The sequence below is a fragment of the Nocardia sp. NBC_01503 genome, from assembly GCF_036327755.1.
In the GTDB taxonomy this organism is placed as follows: Bacteria; Actinomycetota; Actinomycetes; order Mycobacteriales; family Mycobacteriaceae; genus Nocardia.
The window spans coordinates 725371-744433 of the sequence record NZ_CP109596.1; the positions used below are offsets into that span (position 1 = coordinate 725371).

Below are 19063 nucleotides of genomic sequence, written 5' to 3' on the forward strand. Positions count from 1 at the left end.
ACTACTCCTGTTCGCTTGCCATCGACATGGCGACAATGGCCCGCGTGACCCGGTCGAGCACGACATCGAGGGATTCGCCGATATGCCGGTGCAGCAGGACGAGCGCGTGCGGGAGGTCTTCGGCGAGAACGGCATCGAGAATGGCGAGGTGTTCCTCGATGGTCACCTCGACCCGATTGTTGACCATGAAGTCATACATCCGGACGTGCCGGATGCGGGCATTGATCGAGGCCAGCGTCCGCACCAGCTCACCATTGCCCGATGCCGACAGCAGCGCGATGTGGAACTCCTCGTCCACCACCACGAATCCGGGCTCCTGCGCGGGCGGATCCTCCCGCAGCGCCAGCCACCGGTCCCGCTCCAGCCGCAGCAGCTCGTGATCATGCCGCAGCCCGGGATTGTCCATAACCCGCTGAATTCCGGCCAGCTCCAGGGTGATTCGCAATTCATACAGATCGCGGATCATCGGAATGCTGGGCCGCACCGGACTGAATCCGATGTCCTCGCGCCGCAGCAGACCATCGGAGCACAGCATGGCCAGCGCCTCCCGCGCCGGTGTCCGCGAGATCCCGAACCGCCCAGAGACCTTCGGCTCGGTGAGCCGCTGCCCGAACTTGATCTGCCCGTTCATGAGCTCGTCGCGCAGGATGCCGTACACCGTATCGCGCAGATGCCCGCCCCCGGTGTCCGACCGTGTACCCAATGGTGTCGACATGCCTGAATACGCTATGGACCAGCCGTTTCCATACGATCACCACGCGTAACCACTGGGTTAGCAAGACCTCACCGCATGACCGCTGGGGCGGCGGAGAACGAAACGGGAGCTGACCGTCAATGCCCACGGCGGGATCGTCGCGCAGCGATGGCGGCGGGAATCCCTGCTGGTATTTCACCGGCATCGACGCGACCACCGGCCTGTTGGGGGGGTGGTCCCCCGCCAGCGGTTCACGCCGGTTTCGTCAGCAGTACGGTTCCCATATCGATCAGATCGTCCGCGGTGCGGTGAATGGCCTCGACCTGCACCGCGTGACCGCGATCGGCCTGCGATTCCAGATGTGCGAAGGCACGGGCGGCCAGCACCAGCAAGAGCGACAGTCGCTGCCGCACCACTCGCGGATCATGTTCCGGGAGTGCGCGTTCCAGCAGCGCCCCGGCCTGCAACGCGCCGATGAAGTGCTCCGCCCATCGCTGTTCGATCAGCCCGAGGCTCAGATCGGTGATCATCCGGTCGGTGAAGCGCGCGATCCAACTGGGATATCCCGCGGTGGCGAGGGTTTCGGCCCCGGGCAGGATGAGAGCCTCGAGGATGGGACGCACGGTGACGGTTTCGGGATCCAATTCGGCGAGCAGCTGCCGACGGCGCGGCTCACCGCGCTCGGAACGCGTGGTGAGAATCGCCTCCAGCAGCCCGTCCTTGGTCCCGAAGTGATACTGGGCCGCCGAATTATTGCGCTGCCCGGCCACCACCCCGACCTGCCGCAGTGACAGCGCCGCGTATCCGTGCTGCGCGATCAGCTGTTCGGCGGCATTGATCAGCAGTAGTCGGGCGTCGGCGCTCACGCCAACACTGTAGGTCGTGCGCATCCGGCCCCAGCTAGACGGATGACCGCGCGATGACCGATTCGATGGTGCGCAACACCAGCTCCGCACCGTCCTCCTCGGCGAGTTGGGCGGCGACCCCGCTGAGGTTCGCGCGGAGTCCGGTGTCGGTGGTGGCGGTTCGGATGGCGTCGGTCAGCCAGTTCGCGGTGAGGGCGGGCTGCCGGGTGATTCCGGCGGTGCCGCCGAGCAGCTCCAGTCGGTGCGCCCAGAACTGCTGCTCCGGAATCTCCGGCACGCCGATGGTCGGGACGGCGGCGCGCAGGGCGGCGGCGGAAGTGCCCGCGCCGCAGTGATGTACGGCGGCGGCGAGGTGTGGGAACAACCAGTCGTAGGGAATATCGCCGAGGCTGATGATGTCGTCGTCGGCCACCTCGAGGCCGGTCCATCCGGCCTGGACGATGCCGCGTACACCCGCGCGGCGCAATGCGGTGCGAATGATCTCACCGAGTTCGGCGGTGCGTTTCGCGTCATTGATATTGCTGCCGAAGCTGACGAATACCGGGGCCGGTCCGGCGGCGAGGAACTCCACCAGCTCGGCGGGCGGTTCGAAATCCACCGGCCGCGCGGGCCACCAGAAGCCCGTGACATCGATGCCCTCGCGCCAATCGACCGGACGCGGCGCCAGGGTCGGCGAATAGCCGTGCAGGATAGGCCATTTCGCGGCGGTACGGCGGCGGCGCAGTTCTCGCGCCGATACCTTGGGCAGTCCGAGGAATTGCCGGAATTCGCCGATGACCGCGCCGTAGCGGCGATCCACCAGCCAGGCGCCGATATCGGCGGCCCACCGATTTCCGTAGGGTCCGAGCGACCAGACGCCTGCGACGGCAGGTGGGTATTCGGCTGTGGCGCAGGTGGGTTGGAGCCGCAGGCCGATGGTGGGAATGCCGGTGGCCTCGGCGAAGGGATGCCCCGCGAATTCGGCGTAGGGGGTGAGCAGCAGCAAGTCGGCGGGCTCGTCCCGCAGGGCCGCGAGCAATCCCTGCCCGATCACCCGGAATCCGGCGGGCGTATTGAATGCCGAGACGGTCCGGCGCTGGATCTCCGCGTAATCGCCCTCGAAGCCGAAGTTCAACTCCATCAGCCGAAATCGCAGTCCGCAGCCCTCGATCAGCTCCGCGAAGCTCTCATGTCCGGCGAGGACGACCTCGTGCCCGGCCTGCTGGAGCCGGACGCCGAGGCCGGTCAAGGGTGCGACATCTCCCCGGCTACCGATACCTGCGATCACAATCCTGCTCATAAACTCTCCTGTTCCAATGGCCAAGAGCCACAGTGGATCCTATCGAGCATGATCGCGATCGGCGCGTTATGCGCTGAGTGCCAAAGGAATTGGGGGCTTATCCGGAGTACTCCGAACTGCCCGCCACATCGAGCACCCCGGTCACGCCGAAGCGGTCCCGCAGCATGCCGTACAGCGGAGCCCAGCCCGCCGGGCCGAGCGGCTGGATCACCGCGGCTCCGGCACCGAGCCGGTCCCAGTAGCCGGTGATCTCCTCCACTCCGGCAACAGTTTCCGCCACTCCCCCGCGCCGAGCCGAACCGCACCACCTCGTCACCCGCGGTAGCCGCTGATACCTGATCGCCTGGGATCTCAACCGCGCCGATTGGCGCACCTTCCGCGCCGACCGCATGACCCCGCGCATACCCACCGGCCCGCGCTTCACCCCGCGCGAACTCCCCGGCGGCACTGTGACAGCCTTCCTCACCAGCAGATTCCACGGCTCCGACGGCACCGCCGACCGGCCGTGCCACGGCGAGGTGATCCTGCGCCTTCCCGCCGCGACCGTTCGCGAATTCACCCCCGAGGGCATCGTCTCCGATCTCGGCCCCGACCGCTGCCGTCTGCCGCTCGGCTCCTGGTCATGGACCGGATTGGCCGCGGCCATCGGCAGATTCGACGCCGATTTCGAGGTGATCGGCCCGCCCGAACTCGCGGCCGCGTGCGCCCGCCTGGCCGACCGCTATACCGCCGCGGTGCGGGCGCACTCGAATTCACCGAGTCGAAACACGCTGAGCGGCACCGGCGAAACAGAAATTCTCGATGCTTCACGCGACCCGTGAAGTTAGAGGTAATTGGTGTGAATTCGGGAGATACCGCGTGGGTGCTGGCCAGTGCGGCACTGGTCATGTTGATGACACCGGGCTTGGCTTTCTTTTACGGCGGCATGGTCGGCGGCAAGAGCGTGCTGAACATGCTCATGATGAATTTCGTCGCGTTGGGTGCGGTGACCACGCTGTGGGTGCTGTACGGGTACAGCGAATCATTCGGGCCGGACGCGTATCAGGGCGTGATCGGCGGTATGAAACATGTGCTGCTACGCGATACGCACGGCACACTCTCGGGTCCGGCCGGACATCAGATTCCGACCATGGCGTTCGTCATGTTCCAGCTCATGTTCGCGATCATCACAACCGCCCTGATATCGGGTGCGATCGCCGGGCGCGCGAGGTTCTGGGCCTGGGTGGTGTTCATAGTCGGTTGGACGACCGTGGTGTATTTCCCGGTGGCGCATTGGGTTTTCAGCGTCACCGGGTTCACCGGCACCGATGAGGCCGGTAATTCCTCGGATGTCGGTGGCTGGATTGCCAATCGGCTCGGGGCATTCGACTTCGCGGGCGGTACCGCCGTGCATATCAACGCGGGTGCGGCGGCCCTCGCGCTGGTCTTGGTGATCGGCGATCGGCACGGCTGGCCGCGCAGTATCGCGCGTCCGCACAATGTGCCGTTCACCCTGCTGGGTGCGGCGCTGCTGTGGTTCGGCTGGTACGGCTTCAATGCCGGATCCGCCTTGGCGGCGGGTGATCTCGCGGCCCTGGCCTTCACCAACACCACCATCGCGACGGGTGTGGCCGCGCTGGCCTGGATCATTGTCGAGCAATTGCGCGACGGTAAGCCGACCACCCTGGGCGCGGCCTCGGGTGCGGTCGCGGGTCTGGTGGCGATCACTCCCGCCTGCGGATTCGTCGGCCCCACGGGCGCTTTGGCGATCGGCGTGGCCGCGGGGGCGATCTGTGCGCTGGCCGTCGGCCTGAAATTCACCTTCGGCTATGACGATTCACTCGATGTGGTCGGCGTCCACCTGGTCGGGGGCCTGGTGGGCACCCTGCTCGTGGGCGTCTTCGCCGATGCCACCGTGAATCCGGCGGGCGGTAACGGCCTACTGTACGGCGGTGGCTGGACACAGTTGGAGCGGCAGATGATCGCGGCGTTCGCCGTGCTCGGCTACTCGTTCCTGGCCACCTATATCGTCGGCTGGCTCATTCACAAGACCATCGGATTCCGCGTCGATCACGAGGCCGAGGTGACCGGTATCGACGAGGCCGAACATGCCGAATCCGCCTACGATCTCGGCATCTCCGCGGTCTCGCCGACGGGATCGCCTATCCGATCGACTGTTCCGCCACCGATCCGCGCAGACTGGCGTCATTGATATCGAGGTACAGCACCCGCTCGGTGATCGAGAGTGAGGCGGTATTGCGCCGATCCAGTACCGCCACAACGGAATCGATGAATTCCCGGTCGAAACTGTAGAGCGGGACGGCCTCGGCGCGATGGATCTTCTTGCCCGCCAACTGCGCCAGCACCTTCACCGGATCGCGGTGGGTGTAGATGGCCGCGCGCCCGGCCAGCTTGCTGCCGCGATGCACCCGCTCGGCATCGGGTGCGCCGATCTCGATCCAGGCGGTGATCTGTCCGGTGAGATCGCGCACCAGCACCGCGGGTTCATCGGTGGCCGAGACCCCGCCCTCGCTGAAGGTGATGCCCTCCTCGTATTCGAGCAGGTACGCCAGTAGTCGGGTCACCATGAACTCGGCCGACTCCGAAGGGTGCCGGGCCACCCGCAATTCCAGATCCTGGTAGACCCCGCGGTCGATATCGGCGAGCTGGATGGCGAAGGTGTGCATCGTTGCGCTGAGGGCCATAGTGGGGAGCAGCTTAACCGGCGGTGATGGCCGGGAGTGTCACCACCTGACCGGCGTAGGCCAGACCCGCGCCGAAGCCCAGCAGCAGGGCGGTATCGCCGGGCTCGGCCGCGCCCGAGCGCAGCAACTGCTCCATGGCCATGGGGATGGAGGCCGCACTGGTATTGCCGCTCTCGGCGATATCGCGAGCGATGGCGACCGAATCCGGCATATGCAACGCACGGGTGAGCGCATCGGTGATGCGACTGTTGGCCTGGTGCGGGACGAACGCGTCCAGATCGTCGACCGAGACCCCGGCGCGGTCCAGGGCGTCCCGGCACGCCTTCTCCAAAAACGTGACGGCCCAGCGGAATACGGCGGTGCCGTTCATCCGGATATACGGCCGCTCGGTGCTGCCGCCGCTGGCCTCGGCCGCGGCGACCTCGGCGAAGTACTGCGCGAAGTCCTTGTCCTGCTTGATCGCCGAGGTCTGACTGCCGTCCGAACCCCAGGCGACGGGGCCGATGCCCTCGACATCGGACGGTCCGACGACCACCGCGCCCGCACCGTCCGCGAAGATGAACGCGCAGGTGCGATCGGTGGGGTCGAGCAGGTCCGAGAGGCGTTCCACACCGATGACCAGCACATGCCGGGCCTGTCCGGCGCGCACCAGATTCGCGGCGTTGGCGAGCGCGTAGCAGAAGCCCGCGCAGCCTGCGGAGACGTCGAACGCCGCGGTGTCGTGCATGCCCAACTCGGTGGCGACGACCGCGCCGGCGGAGGGGCCCAGCACCATCTGCGATGAGGTCGCCAGGATGACGGCATCGATCTGCTCGGCCGGGATATTCGCGGCGGTGAGCGCCTCGCGAGCGGCGGCGGTGCTCATGGCGACGATGGTCTCGTCGTCCTGCGCCCAGCGGCGCGCCTCGATTCCGGAGCGGGTACGGATCCACTCGTCCGAGGAGTCGATGCGGTCGACGATCTCGGCATTGGGGACGATCCGGCGGGGGCGGTATACGCCGAGGCCAAGGGTGGTGGCGTGGGTTACCGGCGGTGCGGTGGCGATCTGCGCGGGCATGAGTTCCTCTCGACATGAACCGATCGGTTCACATGGATAGGTTTAACATGGACCGATCGGTTCAAGCAAGGGTTGGAGGAACTTCCATGACGGCGGGACCGCGTGCTCGATTGATCGCGAGCACCATCACGACGGTGCAGGAACACGGCGTGCACGCGGCGGGCCTGAGTGAACTACTCAAGCGCAGCAATGCCTCACGCAATTCGCTCTATCAGCATTTCCCTTCGGGCAAGGGCGAACTGGTGGAGACGGCGGCGAAGATCGTGTCCCGGGTGGTGTACCAGCACGTCAGCAGGATGGCCGATGCCCTGCCCGGCACACCCTCCGCCGAACGCTGGCTGGACGACCTCCTCGCGTTCTGGCGGGCGGGACTGGAGACCAGCGACTATCGCGCGGGATCGTTCATGATGGCCGCGGCACTGGACGAACTCGACCCGTCGGTGCAGTCCACGGCCGGACAGGCTTTCACCGAATGGACGGCCCGGCTCGCGGACGGACTCGTCGCCGCGGGTATCGAACGCGCCACGGCGTGCTCGCTCTCCGGACTGCTGCTCTCGGTGATCGAGGGCGCGATCGTGCAGAGCCGCGCGCTCAAATCCAGTCATCCGTTCGATGACGCGCGCAATCAACTCGCGGTACTGCTACGCCACCACCTGAAGGCGGATTAACGAACCGCCCGGGAGAGCCAAAGCTGCACCGGACCACGCAGATCGGCCAGGCTGGCGGGGGTCCCGGCTTCGATGCCGAGCAGCGATCGATGGCCGTGCAGCCGATCGAAGAGCAGCCCTTCGAGCAGGCTGATCAGATCGCGCGCCGCCCGTTCGGGGTCGGCGGAACCGAGGGATTCCATCAGCATGGTCGCGGCGGGCAATGAGAAGAGACAGCTGGCGAGCTCGGTCCGCAATGTCTCGTCCCCGGCGGTATCGGCGGCCAGGGCATAGCGCGCGAGCGCGTCCCGGCGGCGCGCGCCCAGCAGCAGATCCACCTGCCCGGCCATCAGATCGGCCGTGGCATCGACCGAGGGCGGGGCCGCAGCCTCTCGATCACCCGACTCCAGCGCGATCCGGAACGCCGTGCGCGAGGTGGACGCGAGGTGAATCAGCGCCGCCCGCAACAGATCCTGCCGAGTCCGGTAGTAGTACGAGGTCGATCCCCGCGCGATCCCGAGCCGATCGTCGATGGCGTGATGCGTGATCGCCCGATTACCGCCCGCGGCGGCCAAATCCAGCGCCGCCCCACAGATGGCCGCGCGTCGCCCCGACTTGTCACGGGTCGCGATCTCCGTAGCCGCACTCGGGTTTCCCGCGGATGCGCCGCTGCCACGTGCCATCACGCGGTGCCCCTTCCTCTGCGGTACGGCCGAGACTCTCAGCCTCCACATTTATAGAGGATTCAGGGCACCCGACGCTACGCGGTGTGCCAGCGCCGCGGTTCGAGCATGCGCAGGCCGCCCGCGGCGGGCACCCATTGACCCGGCGACCAACCGCCTCCGGCCCACTGCACGCGATTCACCCAGCTGGTCTGTGGAACCGGGACGGCCCTGCCCAGCTCCCGATCCACCTCCAACGCGGTCGAGGAGGCGACCAGATAGGGAGCTCCGGTAACCGAGTCGGGTTCGGGCACCCGGTCGCAGAGCTGTCCCGCGGCGAGTGCGAGGTCCGCGGCCACAACCGTGCCTATGGGCAGCAGCCCGACGTGGTCGGCTTCGACGGAGACCGCAACCACCGTCCATTGCCGAAACGTATCACCGGCATCATCCTCGATGAGCCCGCGATCCGATCTCCTACTGCCACCAATGTTTTCAATGCTGTTCATCACGCCCCCTGGGCGGATCCGAACTGGACCGGGCACCCGCAATTCTATCGCGGCAGTATGTCACGCAATGTAAAACTCGTTGCCGCACAAGTAAACTCATGGAGTACCAAGTAATGCCGCACCGGTCGGTATTCGATGCCCGCGGCGCCGGACCATCCCGCACCATCGACCGCGCCGTCGCCGCGACCACGGCCTGTTCCAGCCCAATGCCCACCATCGGTGAACTCCCATTCGATAATGGAGTAGTGAAAACCTGTACGAGACCGCTCGCAGAGCCCGAGCAGGCGTAGACTGAGGATCACTCTCGCGCCGAGTTCCGCAGCGTCGCTCGGGATTTGGTGCGATCGACCCAGGAAATCGAAATGTCCGACCCTGGAGTGTCACAACCGGGTGCGCCGGAGCCGCCGCCCACCGGAACCGATCCGACGACGAATTCCCCTTTGGTGACAGCGATTTTCGCCGAATCCAGCGAGCGGCTGGTGCGCCAACTCTTCGATGTGGGCGTGGAGCTGCATGAGTTGCGGGGCGTTTTCAACCGCAGAGAGTCGAGTCCGGCTCAGGTCCGTGCCGCCGGTGCCGCGGTGTCCGAGGCCATCGTGGAGCTGGATCTGCTGATCCACGATGCCAGCCGCGTCATGCTCGCGGTCGCCGGGGACCGTTTCGCCCGGACCGAACTGCACATCCGCCGCGCTACATCGCGTAAACGCTTGCACTGAAACACTGATCGAGTCTTCTGCCCGAGTTCTGTTCGCGCACGGGCAAGCACGGTTGCAATTTCGTAAGTACATTGCGCCGCTCCATTTTTCGCGTCAACGACAGGAGACGTGTCCTGCCGTGCGCAGATCGACCACCGGGGTCCGGAGCGATACGACGTGCGTTTCGGATTCTACCCCCGACCTTCCCGCGAGGCATCGGTAATGAACCCTCGCAGCGAGCCCTACGTCATTTGCGAATCCGGTGCCCGAGGATGGTTTCGAGATCGATCTCACGGTCCACCAGCGCGCGCGAGACATCGGCCAAGCGCTGATTGGTATCGCGGGCGTATTTGCGCAGCACCCCGAACGCGGCATCCATATCGAGCTGTGCGCGCTCGGCGAGCATGCCCTTCGCCTGTTCGATGACGACCCTGCTGTTCAGGGCGACACTGAGTTGATCGTTCACCATCAGCGAGTCCGCGAGAATGCGGGCGTGCACAATGCCGATGGTCGCGAAATCCGCCAGTGCCTGACCGATGCGCACATCGTCGGGTCCGAGCGCACCCGCCCGGGTGGTGAACAGATTCAGCGCCCCGATCCGGTCGTCGCGCAATCGCAGCGGCAGGGCGCAGACACCGCGGATACCCTCGAGCGCCGCCCGCTCCGCGAACGCCGGCCAGCGCTGAACCCCGCGCTCGAGATCCTCGACCAGCACCTGCTCACCGGTCCGATATGCCTGTAGACAGGGCCCGGCCGCGGATTCGACCTGCAATAGCTCCAGCAGCCGGGTCTCCTCCGATGTCGAGGCGAAGACCTGGAGTTCACCGTGCCCGTCGGCCAGCAGTAATCCGGCGGCGTCGGCGGGCAGCAGGTCGACGGTGGTATCGACGAGCTCCTGGGTCAGCTCGACCGGGTCGTAGTCGACGACCAGGGTATCGACCATTCGCACCATCGCGGCGGTCAGCGCACCATCTCCAGCTGCCATCCTCCACTCACCTCTTCTCTAGTCAATCCTATGGCGGTTCGTCCGGGCGCGTTCCGCGCTAGGGAACCGGGTTGGGGTCGTGATGGTGATCGGGTGGGAAGCGCAGTCGGCGCGCTACGACGGCCGCGGCGGTCTCGCTCAGGGTCGCGCCACTGACGAACGCATGCCCGACCAGCCTCGCATAGGCGACCGCGGCAGACGAATCCAGTTGCACGGCAACCATTCCGGTGGCCTGATGGATCTCGCGGGCCGAGACCGACTGTTCCCACCAGGGCCCCAACGCGAGGCCATCGATATCGCGACCGCCAGCGCGCACAGGTGGACTGAGGGCGGCCAGCAGCACGGTGGTGATCACATCGGCGACCTGTAGCGCATCGGTATAGGACTGGACACCGCCGAGCACCCGGTCCGCGCCGACCAGATCGAGGAACCCTACCTTGATCGCGCCCAGGCGCAGGGGGATCGAACAGATCGATTCGAGAGTCTGCGGCAACCGGTCCCACTGGGCGAGCAGCGGCCAGCGGCCCGCGGCCATCACATTGGCGAAGTCCGGCACCCGAATGGGGGTTCCGGCCAGGTGCGCGGCGGGCCCTGGGCCTTCGCCGACCACGGCCTCGGCGTCGGCCAGATGGGCGGCGATGACACCGGAAGATCCCAGCACCTCCCAGCGGTTCTCCGGCAGGGCGAGGACGAGCGCGGCCTCATCCACCGGCAACACCTGAATCAGGGCCGCGCACAGGCGCTCGCCGTGCACCGGGGCAGAGTTGCCATCGGCCCCCAGCTCACGCAGGACGGCCAGAAATCGGGCGACCGCGCTGTGGCCAGCCTTCACCGGGATCCGCCGGGCCGATGCCCTCGGTCGACCGCCATCGCCCGCTCCCGTCTGCCGGTTCCGCGCATCACCGCGGCTGCACCCTGGTGTATTCGCGCCACTTTATGCCAAATGGCGGAAACAACCGGGAAGCCATGGTCCGAGAGCTCTTCACGACCCCGCGCTGCGGCGCGGGGCGTTCCGCCAGTGTTGTGGATCCAGCATGCGCAGACCGCCCTCGGCCGGCACCCATTCGGTCCCGACCCAGACGTCCTCACCCCACTTCATACGGTTCACCCAGGTCAGCTGCGGCACGGTGACGACGCGGCCGACGCGCATATCCACCTCCAGCGTGCATGGTGAGGCGACGAGGTAGCGTGCGCCGGGAATCCCGTCGGGGGCGGGTAGTCGGTCACACACCTGGTCCGCCGCCAAGTCGAGGTCGGCGGCCATCACCATGCCGATGGGTACCAGTCCGACGCGACCGGCATCCACCACCACGGCTACCACCGTCCACTGCCGGCAGTCGTCGTCACCGTCGGTGTCATCGGAGTTCAGGCGCGCCAGGGAACTGCCGTGAGCTGCGGAATCGGCCGTCCAGCCGGGTGCGACCGCCGAGGCTCTCGAGGCGAATCCGCCCGATCCCACACCGCCGCGGGTGTTCTCGGTACCGTGCATCACGCCCCCTTCGGGCAGGTCCGATCGTGCTGTCGAACCGCCGGGGACTGGAGCGGAACAGTCCGGAGTCACCAAAGCCGCTGGATTTTCACGGGTCGGGTCTGACCGAACCGAATTCAGTCTATCGCGGTAGTATGTGCGCCGATGTAAAACTCGTTGGCGCACAAGCAAACTCACACCACACCGGTCGGTATGCGGTAGCACTTTCGCACACCGCCGAACCGCGTCACCGCCGAACGGTCGATACACCCGCGACCGATCCGGCCGCGGCCCGGGAGGCTATTGGATTGTTCGGCGGTCGACGCGATAACTTGGACAGGTGATGAAGGATTCCGTAACCACAATGGCAGGAGCATGGCGGGCAGGTGACGGCACCGCGGTGCCGTTCCGGGAGGCAACCGTGGCGTGGGCGCTGGCCGCGCATGCCGAATTGGCCGAAACCGCAACCGGGTATGGACATTTCGTCACCGTGAACGAGCTGGCCGAGCGCGTACAGGAAGTCTCCGGCGTGCATACCAAGGCCCCGACGCGCACCTGGATGGATGCCATCCTGCGCAAGGTGGCGCGGCGCTGCCATGGTGCGGGCGAGCCGCCGCTGTCGGCACTGTGCGTGCGGCAGAACCATACCGTGGGCGATGCCTACAAGTACGTGCTCGAATTGGCGGGGCTGCCGATTCCGGAGGATCTGGAATTGCATGCTGCCTATGCCCGTTGGCAGTGCTATCAGTTCTACGGGGCCGCGATTCCGGCCGATGGTGGTGTGCCGCCGCTCACTCCGAAGGTGGCGGCCAAGCGTCGAATGACAATCACCACACCGCAGGCCGAGCCCAAGCCGGAGCCGGTGCGTGAGGCGCTGTGCCAGGAGTGTTTCATCCAGTTGCCCGCGAACGGCATCTGCTACTTCTGCGCCTAGTTCGAATATCGCTGCGCCGGTTAGGGATTCGGATCGCCGTCGGGCAGCGGTTCGGGCATCTCCTCGAGCGCGGCGATCTGCAGGTGGATGAAGGCGGCAATGCGATGCCTTGCCGCCGCCGGTAGTCGCGCGATATCGGCCGCTTTCAGAGGGTTCTCACCCAGCGGTGGTTGCGGCGGCTCGGTGTCCGCCGATCGAGGTGACTCCGCCCCAGGCTCCCCGGGCACCACCTCGAGATGAGGACGCTGAGCAGACGCCGGATCATCTGGCTCATCCGGGTCGGCGGCGACGGCTGATCGCACCATGTCGTGACCATAACCCGTTCCAGCGCGGCGCGTGAGGCGTTGGCGCACTTGAGCCTTCGCAGTACGCACGGTGCGAAGACCCGGTAGGAGCACCGGTGTTACGCGGGGCGACCAGCGATGCTGTAGAGGTCTCGGGCGGGTCCGGTGAGGCGTTGCCCTTTGGGCCAGACGGCGCGGAGATCCCGGTCGAGATCCAGACCGGTCACCTCGGGAGACACCAGGGTGCGCTCGGCGAGTTCACCCGCCACCGCCAGGGAACTCAGCACCGCCGGGCCGACGCCCTCGGCCACCGCGGTTTTGATGGCGGTGGTGGAGGAGAGCTCCAGCACCGCCTTCGGCTGCCACTCCGGGACAACGCGAGTCATGGCTCGCTCGAAGGAGATTCGCGTGCCGGAGCCGGGTTCCCGATAGATCAGCGGTGTACGCGCCAACTCCTCGGCGGTGATAGCGCGGCCGCGCGCCCAGCGGTGCCCTGGCGGCACCACCACGACGAGGCGGTCGCGCGCCACGATATGGGTCTCCAACTCCCCCGGGACCACCGGGCTCTCCACGAATCCGATGCCCGCGCGCCCGTCGAGTACCGCCCGGGCCACCTCCGCCGAATTTCCGGACTCCAGGGCCAGGGCCATCTCCGGCATACGAGTCCGCAGGGCCATCAACCACTTCGGGAACAGATACTCCGCGACGGTCTGGCTGGCGGCCACCCGTAATCGCGAATCCCGCTGCTCCCGCAGGGTCTCGATGCCCGCGTCCAATCGCGCCGCCGCCGCCACCACATCGCGGGCCCACTCCGCGATCAAAGCTCCCGCCGCGGTGGCCCGGGAACCCAGGGTGGTCCGCTCCAGCACCGGCACCCCCACCAGCTGCTCCAGGTACCGGATCCGCGAACTGGCCGAGGGCTGACTGATGCCGTGCGCCTTCGCCGCCCGCCCCAGACTGCCCAACTCGATCACCGACAGCAGCAGCTCCAGCGCGGCGAGATCAGGCACCCGAGGTGACAGTGACATAGAGCCACCCTATGCCCACGGCTAATCCACCGCTACGACCGGATGCTGAGCCGCTCCCCCAACATGGTCGCGGTCTCCTGGATGACTCCGTCGATATCCAGGTCCGACGGTGGTTACGGTGCGATCCGCAAGCTGGTGGCTACCCGATTCGCGTACCGGCACGCCGAGGTGCGTGACTTCGCCGCGGCCTATTACGAGGCCGATCCCGTCGCCGAAGACCTCATCGACGCGGTGCACCTGGGCGCACCCGGCCCGAAGGCGGGCCGCGGAGCTCGAGCCGGCGCGGAGGTTCCGGCGCTGGCTGCTGGACGCGCCCGCGAACGGAATCGAGGCGGGTCCGGACGGACGCCGAGTGGGGTGCTGCCACAGTCCCTTTCGCTCCAGGATGGACAGGACACCCTCGCCGAACCAGTACGCCTCCTCGAGGTGCGGGTAGCCCGAAAGCACGAAGTGCTTGATGCCGTTCGAATGCCTCACCGGCACACGACCTTTCACCGGCGATTCCGATGCCCAGATCATGCGCGCGCACCTGTTCGATCCGGTGCCGCGCCCCAGTCTGGCCCGGCCGACAGTCTCGGCCGCGTTCGACTCGGGGGCCGCGCGGGGGATGGCCAAGAATCCGGCCAAACGCTGCGCGAGCGCGGGCGATTTGGCGGCGGCCGCGCGGACGGCGCTCTCCGCACCCGCCGAAGCGGGCGAGATCACCCTCGGCGATGAGACGCAAACCGCTGCGCCGGTGGGGGATTCGGCGCAAAAGCCGACAGGTGCGGCGGCCCCCGCAGCCCGGACGGGGTCTGGCGGCAGAAGGGCAAGCTGGTCGGGCGCTTCTACTGCTACGCGGATCCGACGGAGATCGGCCGCCATACATCCTGTCGCTGCCGGACGAGTTCCACACCGCGGGAATCTTCTGCACCCTGCCGCCGGGTGATCCGCACCTGGGGCCCAAGGATGAACAGCAACTACCGGATTGGTTCCTGCGCAAGCTGGGCTGAGCCCCGCGAGATAAGTGATGCCGGGCTCCCTCCGCAGCTGGGAGCCCGGCATCGGGTCGGCACCGGTGTGGGCGGTGACGACGTTTCTGGGGTGCGCCGCTAGTGGGCGTCGCGCACGATCTCCACCGCGCGGGTGAGGATTCCGAGGCCGTGGCCGATCTCGTCCGCGGTGGCGGTGAGCGGGGGCAGCAGCTTCACGACCTCGTCGGTGGAGCCCGAGGTCTCCACCAGCAGACCGAGTTCGAAGGCGATCCGGCAGACCTTGGCGGCCTGCGAGGCATCGTCGAACACCAGTCCGTGCACCATGCCGCGGCCGCGGGTGGAGATGCCCTGGAAATCGGTGGTCAGCGTGGTGAGGTGCTGACGGATGCGCTCACCCTTGGCGAGGGTGTCGAGTTCCATGCGATTGTCGGACCAGTAGTGCGTGAGCGCGACCTCACCGGTGATGAAGGCGGCGTTGTTACCGCGGAAGGTGCCGTTGTGCTCACCCGGGGACCACTGGTCCAGGTCCGGCTTCATGAGCACCAGCGCCATCGGAAGCCCGTAGCCGCCAATGGATTTCGACAGCGTGACGATATCCGGGTTGATGCCCGCGACCTCGAAGGAGAAGAACGGTCCGGTGCGGCCGCAGCCCATCTGCACATCATCGACAATGAGCAGGATCCCGCGCGCGGAACACATGTCGGCGAGCGCGCGCAGCCATTCGGCGCGGGCGACATTCACCCCGCCCTCGCCCTGGACGGTCTCCACGATGACGGCGGCGGGCTTGTCCAGGCCCGAGGAGCTGTCGTCGAGTACGCGGCGCATCCAGGCGAGCTCGTCCAGCCCCTCGAGATACCCGTCGTAGGGCATCGGGGTGGCGTGCACCAGCGGAACACCCGCCCCGGCACGCTTGGCGGCATTGCCGGTGACCGACAGCGCGCCCAGCGTCATTCCGTGGAAAGCGTTGGTGAAGTTGAGGATCGAGGTGCGCCCGGTGATCTTGCGCGCCAGCTTCAGCGCGGCCTCCACGGCATTGGCGCCGGTCGGCCCCGGGAACTGCACCTTGTACTCCAGCCCGCGCGGAGCGAGCAGCACGTCCCGAATGGTCTCGAGCAGGCGGCGTTTGGCGACGGTCGACATATCCAGGCCGTGGGTGATGCCGTCGTTCATCAGATAGTCGATGAGCGCCCGCTTGAGCACCGGATTGTTATGCCCGTAGTTCAGCGATCCGGCCCCGGCGAAGAAGTCCAGGTACTCCTTGCCGTTCTCATCGGTGAGCCAGGACCCGCGCGCTGTCTCGAAGACCGTCGGCCAGGATCGACAGTAACCGCGCACGTTGGATTCGAGGGTCTCGAAAACAGTCGTCTCGGCCACGGTCATCGGTCGTCCTAGCGTCGGAGCAAAGTGAAACAGAGATGTTTCTACCATTGACCGATACCGCGGCGGAGGGTTTTCGGCGAATCCGGGCAAACAGGCTGGACGTGACGGCCGTCGCGTCCGGACAGCCGCGAGCATAACGCGCTCACCAAGACCCCTCCCGCCCCGTCCTCCCCCGGTGGACCACCCCGGCGCGCCGGAATGACGAGGATCGCTGGAAAAGCGCTGTGGGCGACGCTCATTGCCGGTGTCGCGGCATCGGGTAATGTCAAACTCTTGTGCGTGCCGAGGTGGGGGTCTACTGGCAACTGGTCAAGGCCGGATTTCGCAGGCAGACGCACTATCGCCTGGCCATGGTGGCGGGACTGATCACCAATCTGGTGTTCGGGTTCGTACGCGCGGCGGTGCTGACGGCGGCGGTGCACGCCAACAATGGGTTCGGCGGCTACGACTCAGGCACCATCGGCGCGTACATCTGGCTGTCGCAGGGGCTGCTCGGGGCCATCGCCTTCTGGACGCTGCCCGATATCGTGGAGCGGATTCGCACCGGGGATGTGGCCATCGACTTCCTGCGACCCATCGATGTCCAATTCGCGCATCTGGCCGAGTATTTGGGGCGCGCCACCTACTCACTGCTACCGCGCGGACTACCCAGCATGCTCGTCGGAGCGCTCACCTTCGGATTGGCACTGCCGACCACCGCCGGCCCCTATGCACTGGGGGTGATCAGCCTGGCCGCGGCCATCGCGCTGTCGTTCCTGTCCATGTTCGCGGTCTGCCTGGCCGGATTCTGGATGGTGGACACCCGGGGGCTGCGGGCGCTGCACATGATCTGCGGAACCTTCCTCGCCGGATTGTTCGCACCGCTGCACTTGTTCCCGGAGTGGTTGCGCGCCATCGCCTATGCCACGCCGTTCCCCTCCATGCTGCAGTGGCCCATCGATGTCATCTCCGGGCGCACCACCGGGATGGCGGCGGTGGGAATCGTAGTGGTGCAATGCCTCTGGCTCGGGGTGCTGGTGGCGGTCGGACAGTTGGTGCTGCGGGCGGGCCGCCGGAAGCTGGAGGTGCAGGGTGGTTGAGATACCGGCCCGCACGTCCCCGCCGATCGATCGCACCGCGATCGTGTCCCGTCCCTCGCGATTCGCGCCCTATCGCGCCGTACTCGCCTCCCGGCTGCGCGCGCAGCGCTCCTATCCCCTGTCGTTCACCACGGATGTGTTCAGCGCCTTCCTGATCGGACTCGTCGAATTCGCCGAGATGTGGGTGATCTTCCACAATGTGCCGCGCCTGGGCGGACTCGATCTGGACGCCATGCTGCTGCTGTTCGGAATGAGCAATACCAGCTTCGCGGTGGCGGATATGCTTGTCGGGCACGCGGATACGCTGCCCACCTATATCCGGATGGGCAAACTCGACGCCTTCTATCTGCGGCCGCAACCGCTGCTGCTGCAACTCATGACCAGCGATATCGCGTTGCGCCGGGTGGCGCGCATCGCGGTCGCGGGCACCGTGCTCGGCTTCGGCCTGGCCCGCAATGACATCGATTGGAGCGCAGCGCATCTCGCGCTCTTCGCGATCACCCTCGGCGCGGGCGTGGCCATCTTCGCCGGACTCTTCGTCACCGCCGCCGGGGTGCAGTTCTTCCTCATCGACGGCTCGGAGCTGACCAATGCCTTCACCTACGGCGGCTCCTACGCCTCCATGCAACCGACCTCGGTCTTCCCCACCCCGATGAAACTCGTCTTCGCCTTCCTCATCCCGGTCGCGTTCAGTTCCTATCTGCCCGCCATCGCACTGCTGGGACTGCCCGGCCCGGCACTACTGCCGAATTGGCTGGCTTGGGCATCCCCACTTGCGGCGCTATGGGTATGGGTACTCGCTATGTATTCCTGGCGGCTCGGCACCAGGCACTATCAAGGAGGCGGCGGGTGACCGAACCCATTATCGATATCGCCGGGCTGACACGGACTTTCGTCCTGCGGCGCCGGGAAGGACGGTGGCGCAGACGACGCGAGGTGCTGACCGCGGTGGACGATATGAGCTTCACCGTCGAACCCGGCGCGGCCGTCGGATATATCGGCGCGAACGGCGCGGGTAAATCCACCACCATCAAAATGATCACCGGAATTCTGGTGCCCTCCGCCGGACGACTGCGCACCTGCGGACTCGATCCGGTGCGGCAGCGGCGCGAACTGGCCGGGCGCATCGGGGTGGTGTTCGGGCAGCGCTCGCAGCTGTGGTGGGATCTGCCACTGCGCGAATCGTTCTCGATCCTGTCGGCCATTCACCGGCTCGAGCCGGGGGCGGCACGGCGCCGCACCACCGAACTGGTGGAGCAGCTGGAGATGGGCAGCACGCTCGATACCCCGGTGCGGCAGCTCTCGCTCGGGCAGCGCATGCGCGCGGAGGTCGCGGCGGCCCTGCTGCACTCACCGGAGCTGGTCATTCTGGATGAGCCGACCATCGGCCTGGATGTGCTGTCCAAACAGCGATTACGTGAATTCCTGCGATATGAGCGCAGCAGCCGCGGCACCACACTGCTGCTCACCACGCACGATATGGGCGATATCGAGCGACTCTGCGAACGGGTGCTGGTGGTCGACCAGGGCAGTCTGGTCTACGACGGATCCCTCACCGGACTGGCCGCCACCGTCGGGGCGCACCGGGTACTCACCGTCGACCTGGCCGAGCCCACGGCCGATCTCACCGATCTGCCGGGTGCGAAACTGCTCGACAGCGAGGGCGGCGGTATCCGCCAGCGACTCGCCTTCGATACCGAGAGCACCACGGCCGCCCAGCTACTCGCGGCGGTCTCGGCGCGAGCGGAGGTGCGGGACCTCTCCATCGAAGAGCCCGATATCGAGGATGTGGTGCGCCGCATCTACGAGGCCGCGGCGCACCCGCTCTCCTGAGCGCGTCG

At 66.7% G+C, this 19063-nt stretch carries 24 protein-coding genes; 9 read left to right on the forward strand and 15 right to left on the reverse strand.

Features of this window, described 5'->3' with window-relative positions:
• Position 1 precedes the first annotated feature (1 nt).
• The 4 genes from OHB26_RS03305 to OHB26_RS03320 form a co-directional block, all read right to left on the reverse strand.
• On the reverse strand, positions 2-715 hold the full coding sequence (locus OHB26_RS03305; RefSeq protein WP_330182758.1) for a GntR family transcriptional regulator: 714 nt from the start codon (positions 713-715) through the stop codon (positions 2-4).
• Positions 716-945: 230 nt separating this feature from the next.
• Positions 946-1560, reverse strand: coding sequence for a TetR/AcrR family transcriptional regulator (locus OHB26_RS03310; RefSeq protein ID WP_330182759.1), 615 nt, complete (start codon positions 1558-1560; stop codon positions 946-948).
• Between the two features lie 34 nt (positions 1561-1594).
• Entirely contained in the window at positions 1595-2839 is a 1245-nt protein-coding gene (locus tag OHB26_RS03315) for a glycosyltransferase (RefSeq protein WP_330182760.1), read from the reverse strand.
• A gap of 97 nt (positions 2840-2936) precedes the next feature.
• Entirely contained in the window at positions 2937-3119 is a 183-nt protein-coding gene (locus OHB26_RS03320; RefSeq protein ID WP_330182761.1) for a hypothetical protein, read from the reverse strand.
• Positions 3120-3174: 55 nt separating this feature from the next.
• Between OHB26_RS03320 and OHB26_RS03325 the strand changes: the two genes are divergently transcribed.
• The gene (locus OHB26_RS03325) at positions 3175-3660 is read left to right on the forward strand and encodes a helix-turn-helix transcriptional regulator (RefSeq protein ID WP_442942982.1); all 486 of its coding nucleotides are present in this window, start codon (positions 3175-3177) and stop codon (positions 3658-3660) included.
• A 17-nt stretch (positions 3661-3677) separates the two neighbouring features.
• Positions 3678-5030 carry an ammonium transporter gene (locus OHB26_RS03330; protein ID WP_442942846.1) on the forward strand — a complete coding sequence of 451 codons (1353 nt, stop codon included), beginning with the start codon at positions 3678-3680 and terminating at the stop codon, positions 5028-5030.
• Here OHB26_RS03330 and OHB26_RS03335 read toward each other — a convergent pair.
• Positions 4981-5523, reverse strand: a complete 543-nt coding sequence (locus OHB26_RS03335; RefSeq protein ID WP_330182763.1) for a YaeQ family protein — start codon at positions 5521-5523, stop codon at positions 4981-4983. The two genes, OHB26_RS03330 and OHB26_RS03335, sit on opposite strands and share 50 nt — an antisense overlap.
• Before the next feature lie 13 nt (positions 5524-5536).
• The gene (locus OHB26_RS03340) at positions 5537-6580 is read right to left on the reverse strand and encodes a beta-ketoacyl-ACP synthase III (RefSeq protein WP_330182764.1); all 1044 of its coding nucleotides are present in this window, start codon (positions 6578-6580) and stop codon (positions 5537-5539) included.
• 86 nt (positions 6581-6666) lie between these two features.
• On the opposite strand from OHB26_RS03340, the gene OHB26_RS03345 reads away from it, so the two are divergent.
• Positions 6667-7248 carry a TetR/AcrR family transcriptional regulator gene (locus tag OHB26_RS03345; RefSeq protein ID WP_330182765.1) on the forward strand — a complete coding sequence of 194 codons (582 nt, stop codon included), beginning with the start codon at positions 6667-6669 and terminating at the stop codon, positions 7246-7248.
• Here the strand turns inward: OHB26_RS03345 and OHB26_RS03350 are convergent.
• A complete protein-coding gene (locus OHB26_RS03350) occupies positions 7245-7910 on the reverse strand; it encodes a TetR/AcrR family transcriptional regulator (RefSeq protein ID WP_330182766.1) in 666 nt (221 codons plus the stop codon). The genes OHB26_RS03345 and OHB26_RS03350 overlap by 4 nt on opposite strands.
• 77 nt (positions 7911-7987) lie before the next feature.
• A complete protein-coding gene (locus tag OHB26_RS03355; protein WP_330182767.1) occupies positions 7988-8395 on the reverse strand; it encodes a hypothetical protein in 408 nt (135 codons plus the stop codon).
• Positions 8396-8757: 362 nt separating this feature from the next.
• Here OHB26_RS03355 and OHB26_RS03360 point away from each other — a divergent pair, with 362 nt between their 5' ends.
• Entirely contained in the window at positions 8758-9111 is a 354-nt protein-coding gene (locus OHB26_RS03360) for a hypothetical protein (RefSeq protein ID WP_330182768.1), read from the forward strand.
• A gap of 226 nt (positions 9112-9337) precedes the next feature.
• Here the strand turns inward: OHB26_RS03360 and OHB26_RS03365 are convergent, their stop codons facing one another.
• The 3 genes from OHB26_RS03365 to OHB26_RS03375 all read right to left on the reverse strand — a co-directional run bounded on the left by OHB26_RS03365 (position 9338) and on the right by OHB26_RS03375 (position 11564).
• The gene (locus OHB26_RS03365) at positions 9338-10075 is read right to left on the reverse strand and encodes a GAF and ANTAR domain-containing protein (protein WP_330182769.1); all 738 of its coding nucleotides are present in this window, start codon (positions 10073-10075) and stop codon (positions 9338-9340) included.
• 58 nt (positions 10076-10133) lie between these two features.
• Complete coding sequence (locus OHB26_RS03370; protein WP_330182770.1) at positions 10134-10907, reverse strand: ANTAR domain-containing protein; 774 nt, start codon at positions 10905-10907, stop codon at positions 10134-10136.
• Between the two features lie 150 nt (positions 10908-11057).
• Positions 11058-11564, reverse strand: coding sequence for a hypothetical protein (locus OHB26_RS03375; RefSeq protein ID WP_330182771.1), 507 nt, complete (start codon positions 11562-11564; stop codon positions 11058-11060).
• Positions 11565-11907: 343 nt separating this feature from the next.
• Between OHB26_RS03375 and OHB26_RS03380 the strand changes: the two genes are divergently transcribed.
• Complete coding sequence (locus OHB26_RS03380) at positions 11908-12477, forward strand: hypothetical protein (RefSeq protein ID WP_330182772.1); 570 nt, start codon at positions 11908-11910, stop codon at positions 12475-12477.
• Between the two features lie 20 nt (positions 12478-12497).
• On the opposite strand, the gene OHB26_RS03385 is transcribed toward OHB26_RS03380, so the two are convergent.
• From OHB26_RS03385 to OHB26_RS39685, 3 genes are all read right to left on the reverse strand, one after another.
• Positions 12498-12782, reverse strand: a complete 285-nt coding sequence (locus OHB26_RS03385; RefSeq protein WP_330182773.1) for a hypothetical protein — start codon at positions 12780-12782, stop codon at positions 12498-12500.
• Positions 12783-12880: 98 nt separating this feature from the next.
• A complete protein-coding gene (locus OHB26_RS03390; RefSeq protein ID WP_330182774.1) occupies positions 12881-13789 on the reverse strand; it encodes a LysR family transcriptional regulator in 909 nt (302 codons plus the stop codon).
• 21 nt (positions 13790-13810) lie between these two features.
• A complete protein-coding gene (locus tag OHB26_RS39685; RefSeq protein ID WP_442942847.1) occupies positions 13811-14494 on the reverse strand; it encodes a hypothetical protein in 684 nt (227 codons plus the stop codon).
• Positions 14495-14502: 8 nt separating this feature from the next.
• On the opposite strand from OHB26_RS39685, the gene OHB26_RS03400 reads away from it, so the two are divergent.
• Positions 14503-14781, forward strand: a complete 279-nt coding sequence (locus OHB26_RS03400; RefSeq protein WP_330182775.1) for a hypothetical protein — start codon at positions 14503-14505, stop codon at positions 14779-14781.
• 99 nt (positions 14782-14880) lie between these two features.
• On the opposite strand, the gene ectB is transcribed toward OHB26_RS03400, so the two are convergent.
• Positions 14881-16143, reverse strand: a complete 1263-nt coding sequence (gene ectB / locus OHB26_RS03405; RefSeq protein WP_330182776.1) for a diaminobutyrate--2-oxoglutarate transaminase — start codon at positions 16141-16143, stop codon at positions 14881-14883.
• Between the two features lie 275 nt (positions 16144-16418).
• On the opposite strand from ectB, the gene OHB26_RS03410 reads away from it, so the two are divergent.
• From OHB26_RS03410 to OHB26_RS03420, 3 genes are all read left to right on the forward strand, one after another.
• On the forward strand, positions 16419-17222 hold the full coding sequence (locus tag OHB26_RS03410; RefSeq protein WP_330182777.1) for an ABC transporter permease: 804 nt from the start codon (positions 16419-16421) through the stop codon (positions 17220-17222).
• On the forward strand, positions 17215-18075 hold the full coding sequence (locus tag OHB26_RS03415; RefSeq protein WP_330182778.1) for an ABC transporter permease: 861 nt from the start codon (positions 17215-17217) through the stop codon (positions 18073-18075). The genes OHB26_RS03410 and OHB26_RS03415 overlap by 8 nt, the downstream gene beginning before the upstream one ends.
• A gap of 104 nt (positions 18076-18179) precedes the next feature.
• Positions 18180-19055, forward strand: a complete 876-nt coding sequence (locus tag OHB26_RS03420; RefSeq protein WP_330185480.1) for an ABC transporter ATP-binding protein — start codon at positions 18180-18182, stop codon at positions 19053-19055.
• Positions 19056-19063: the final 8 nt, after the last annotated feature.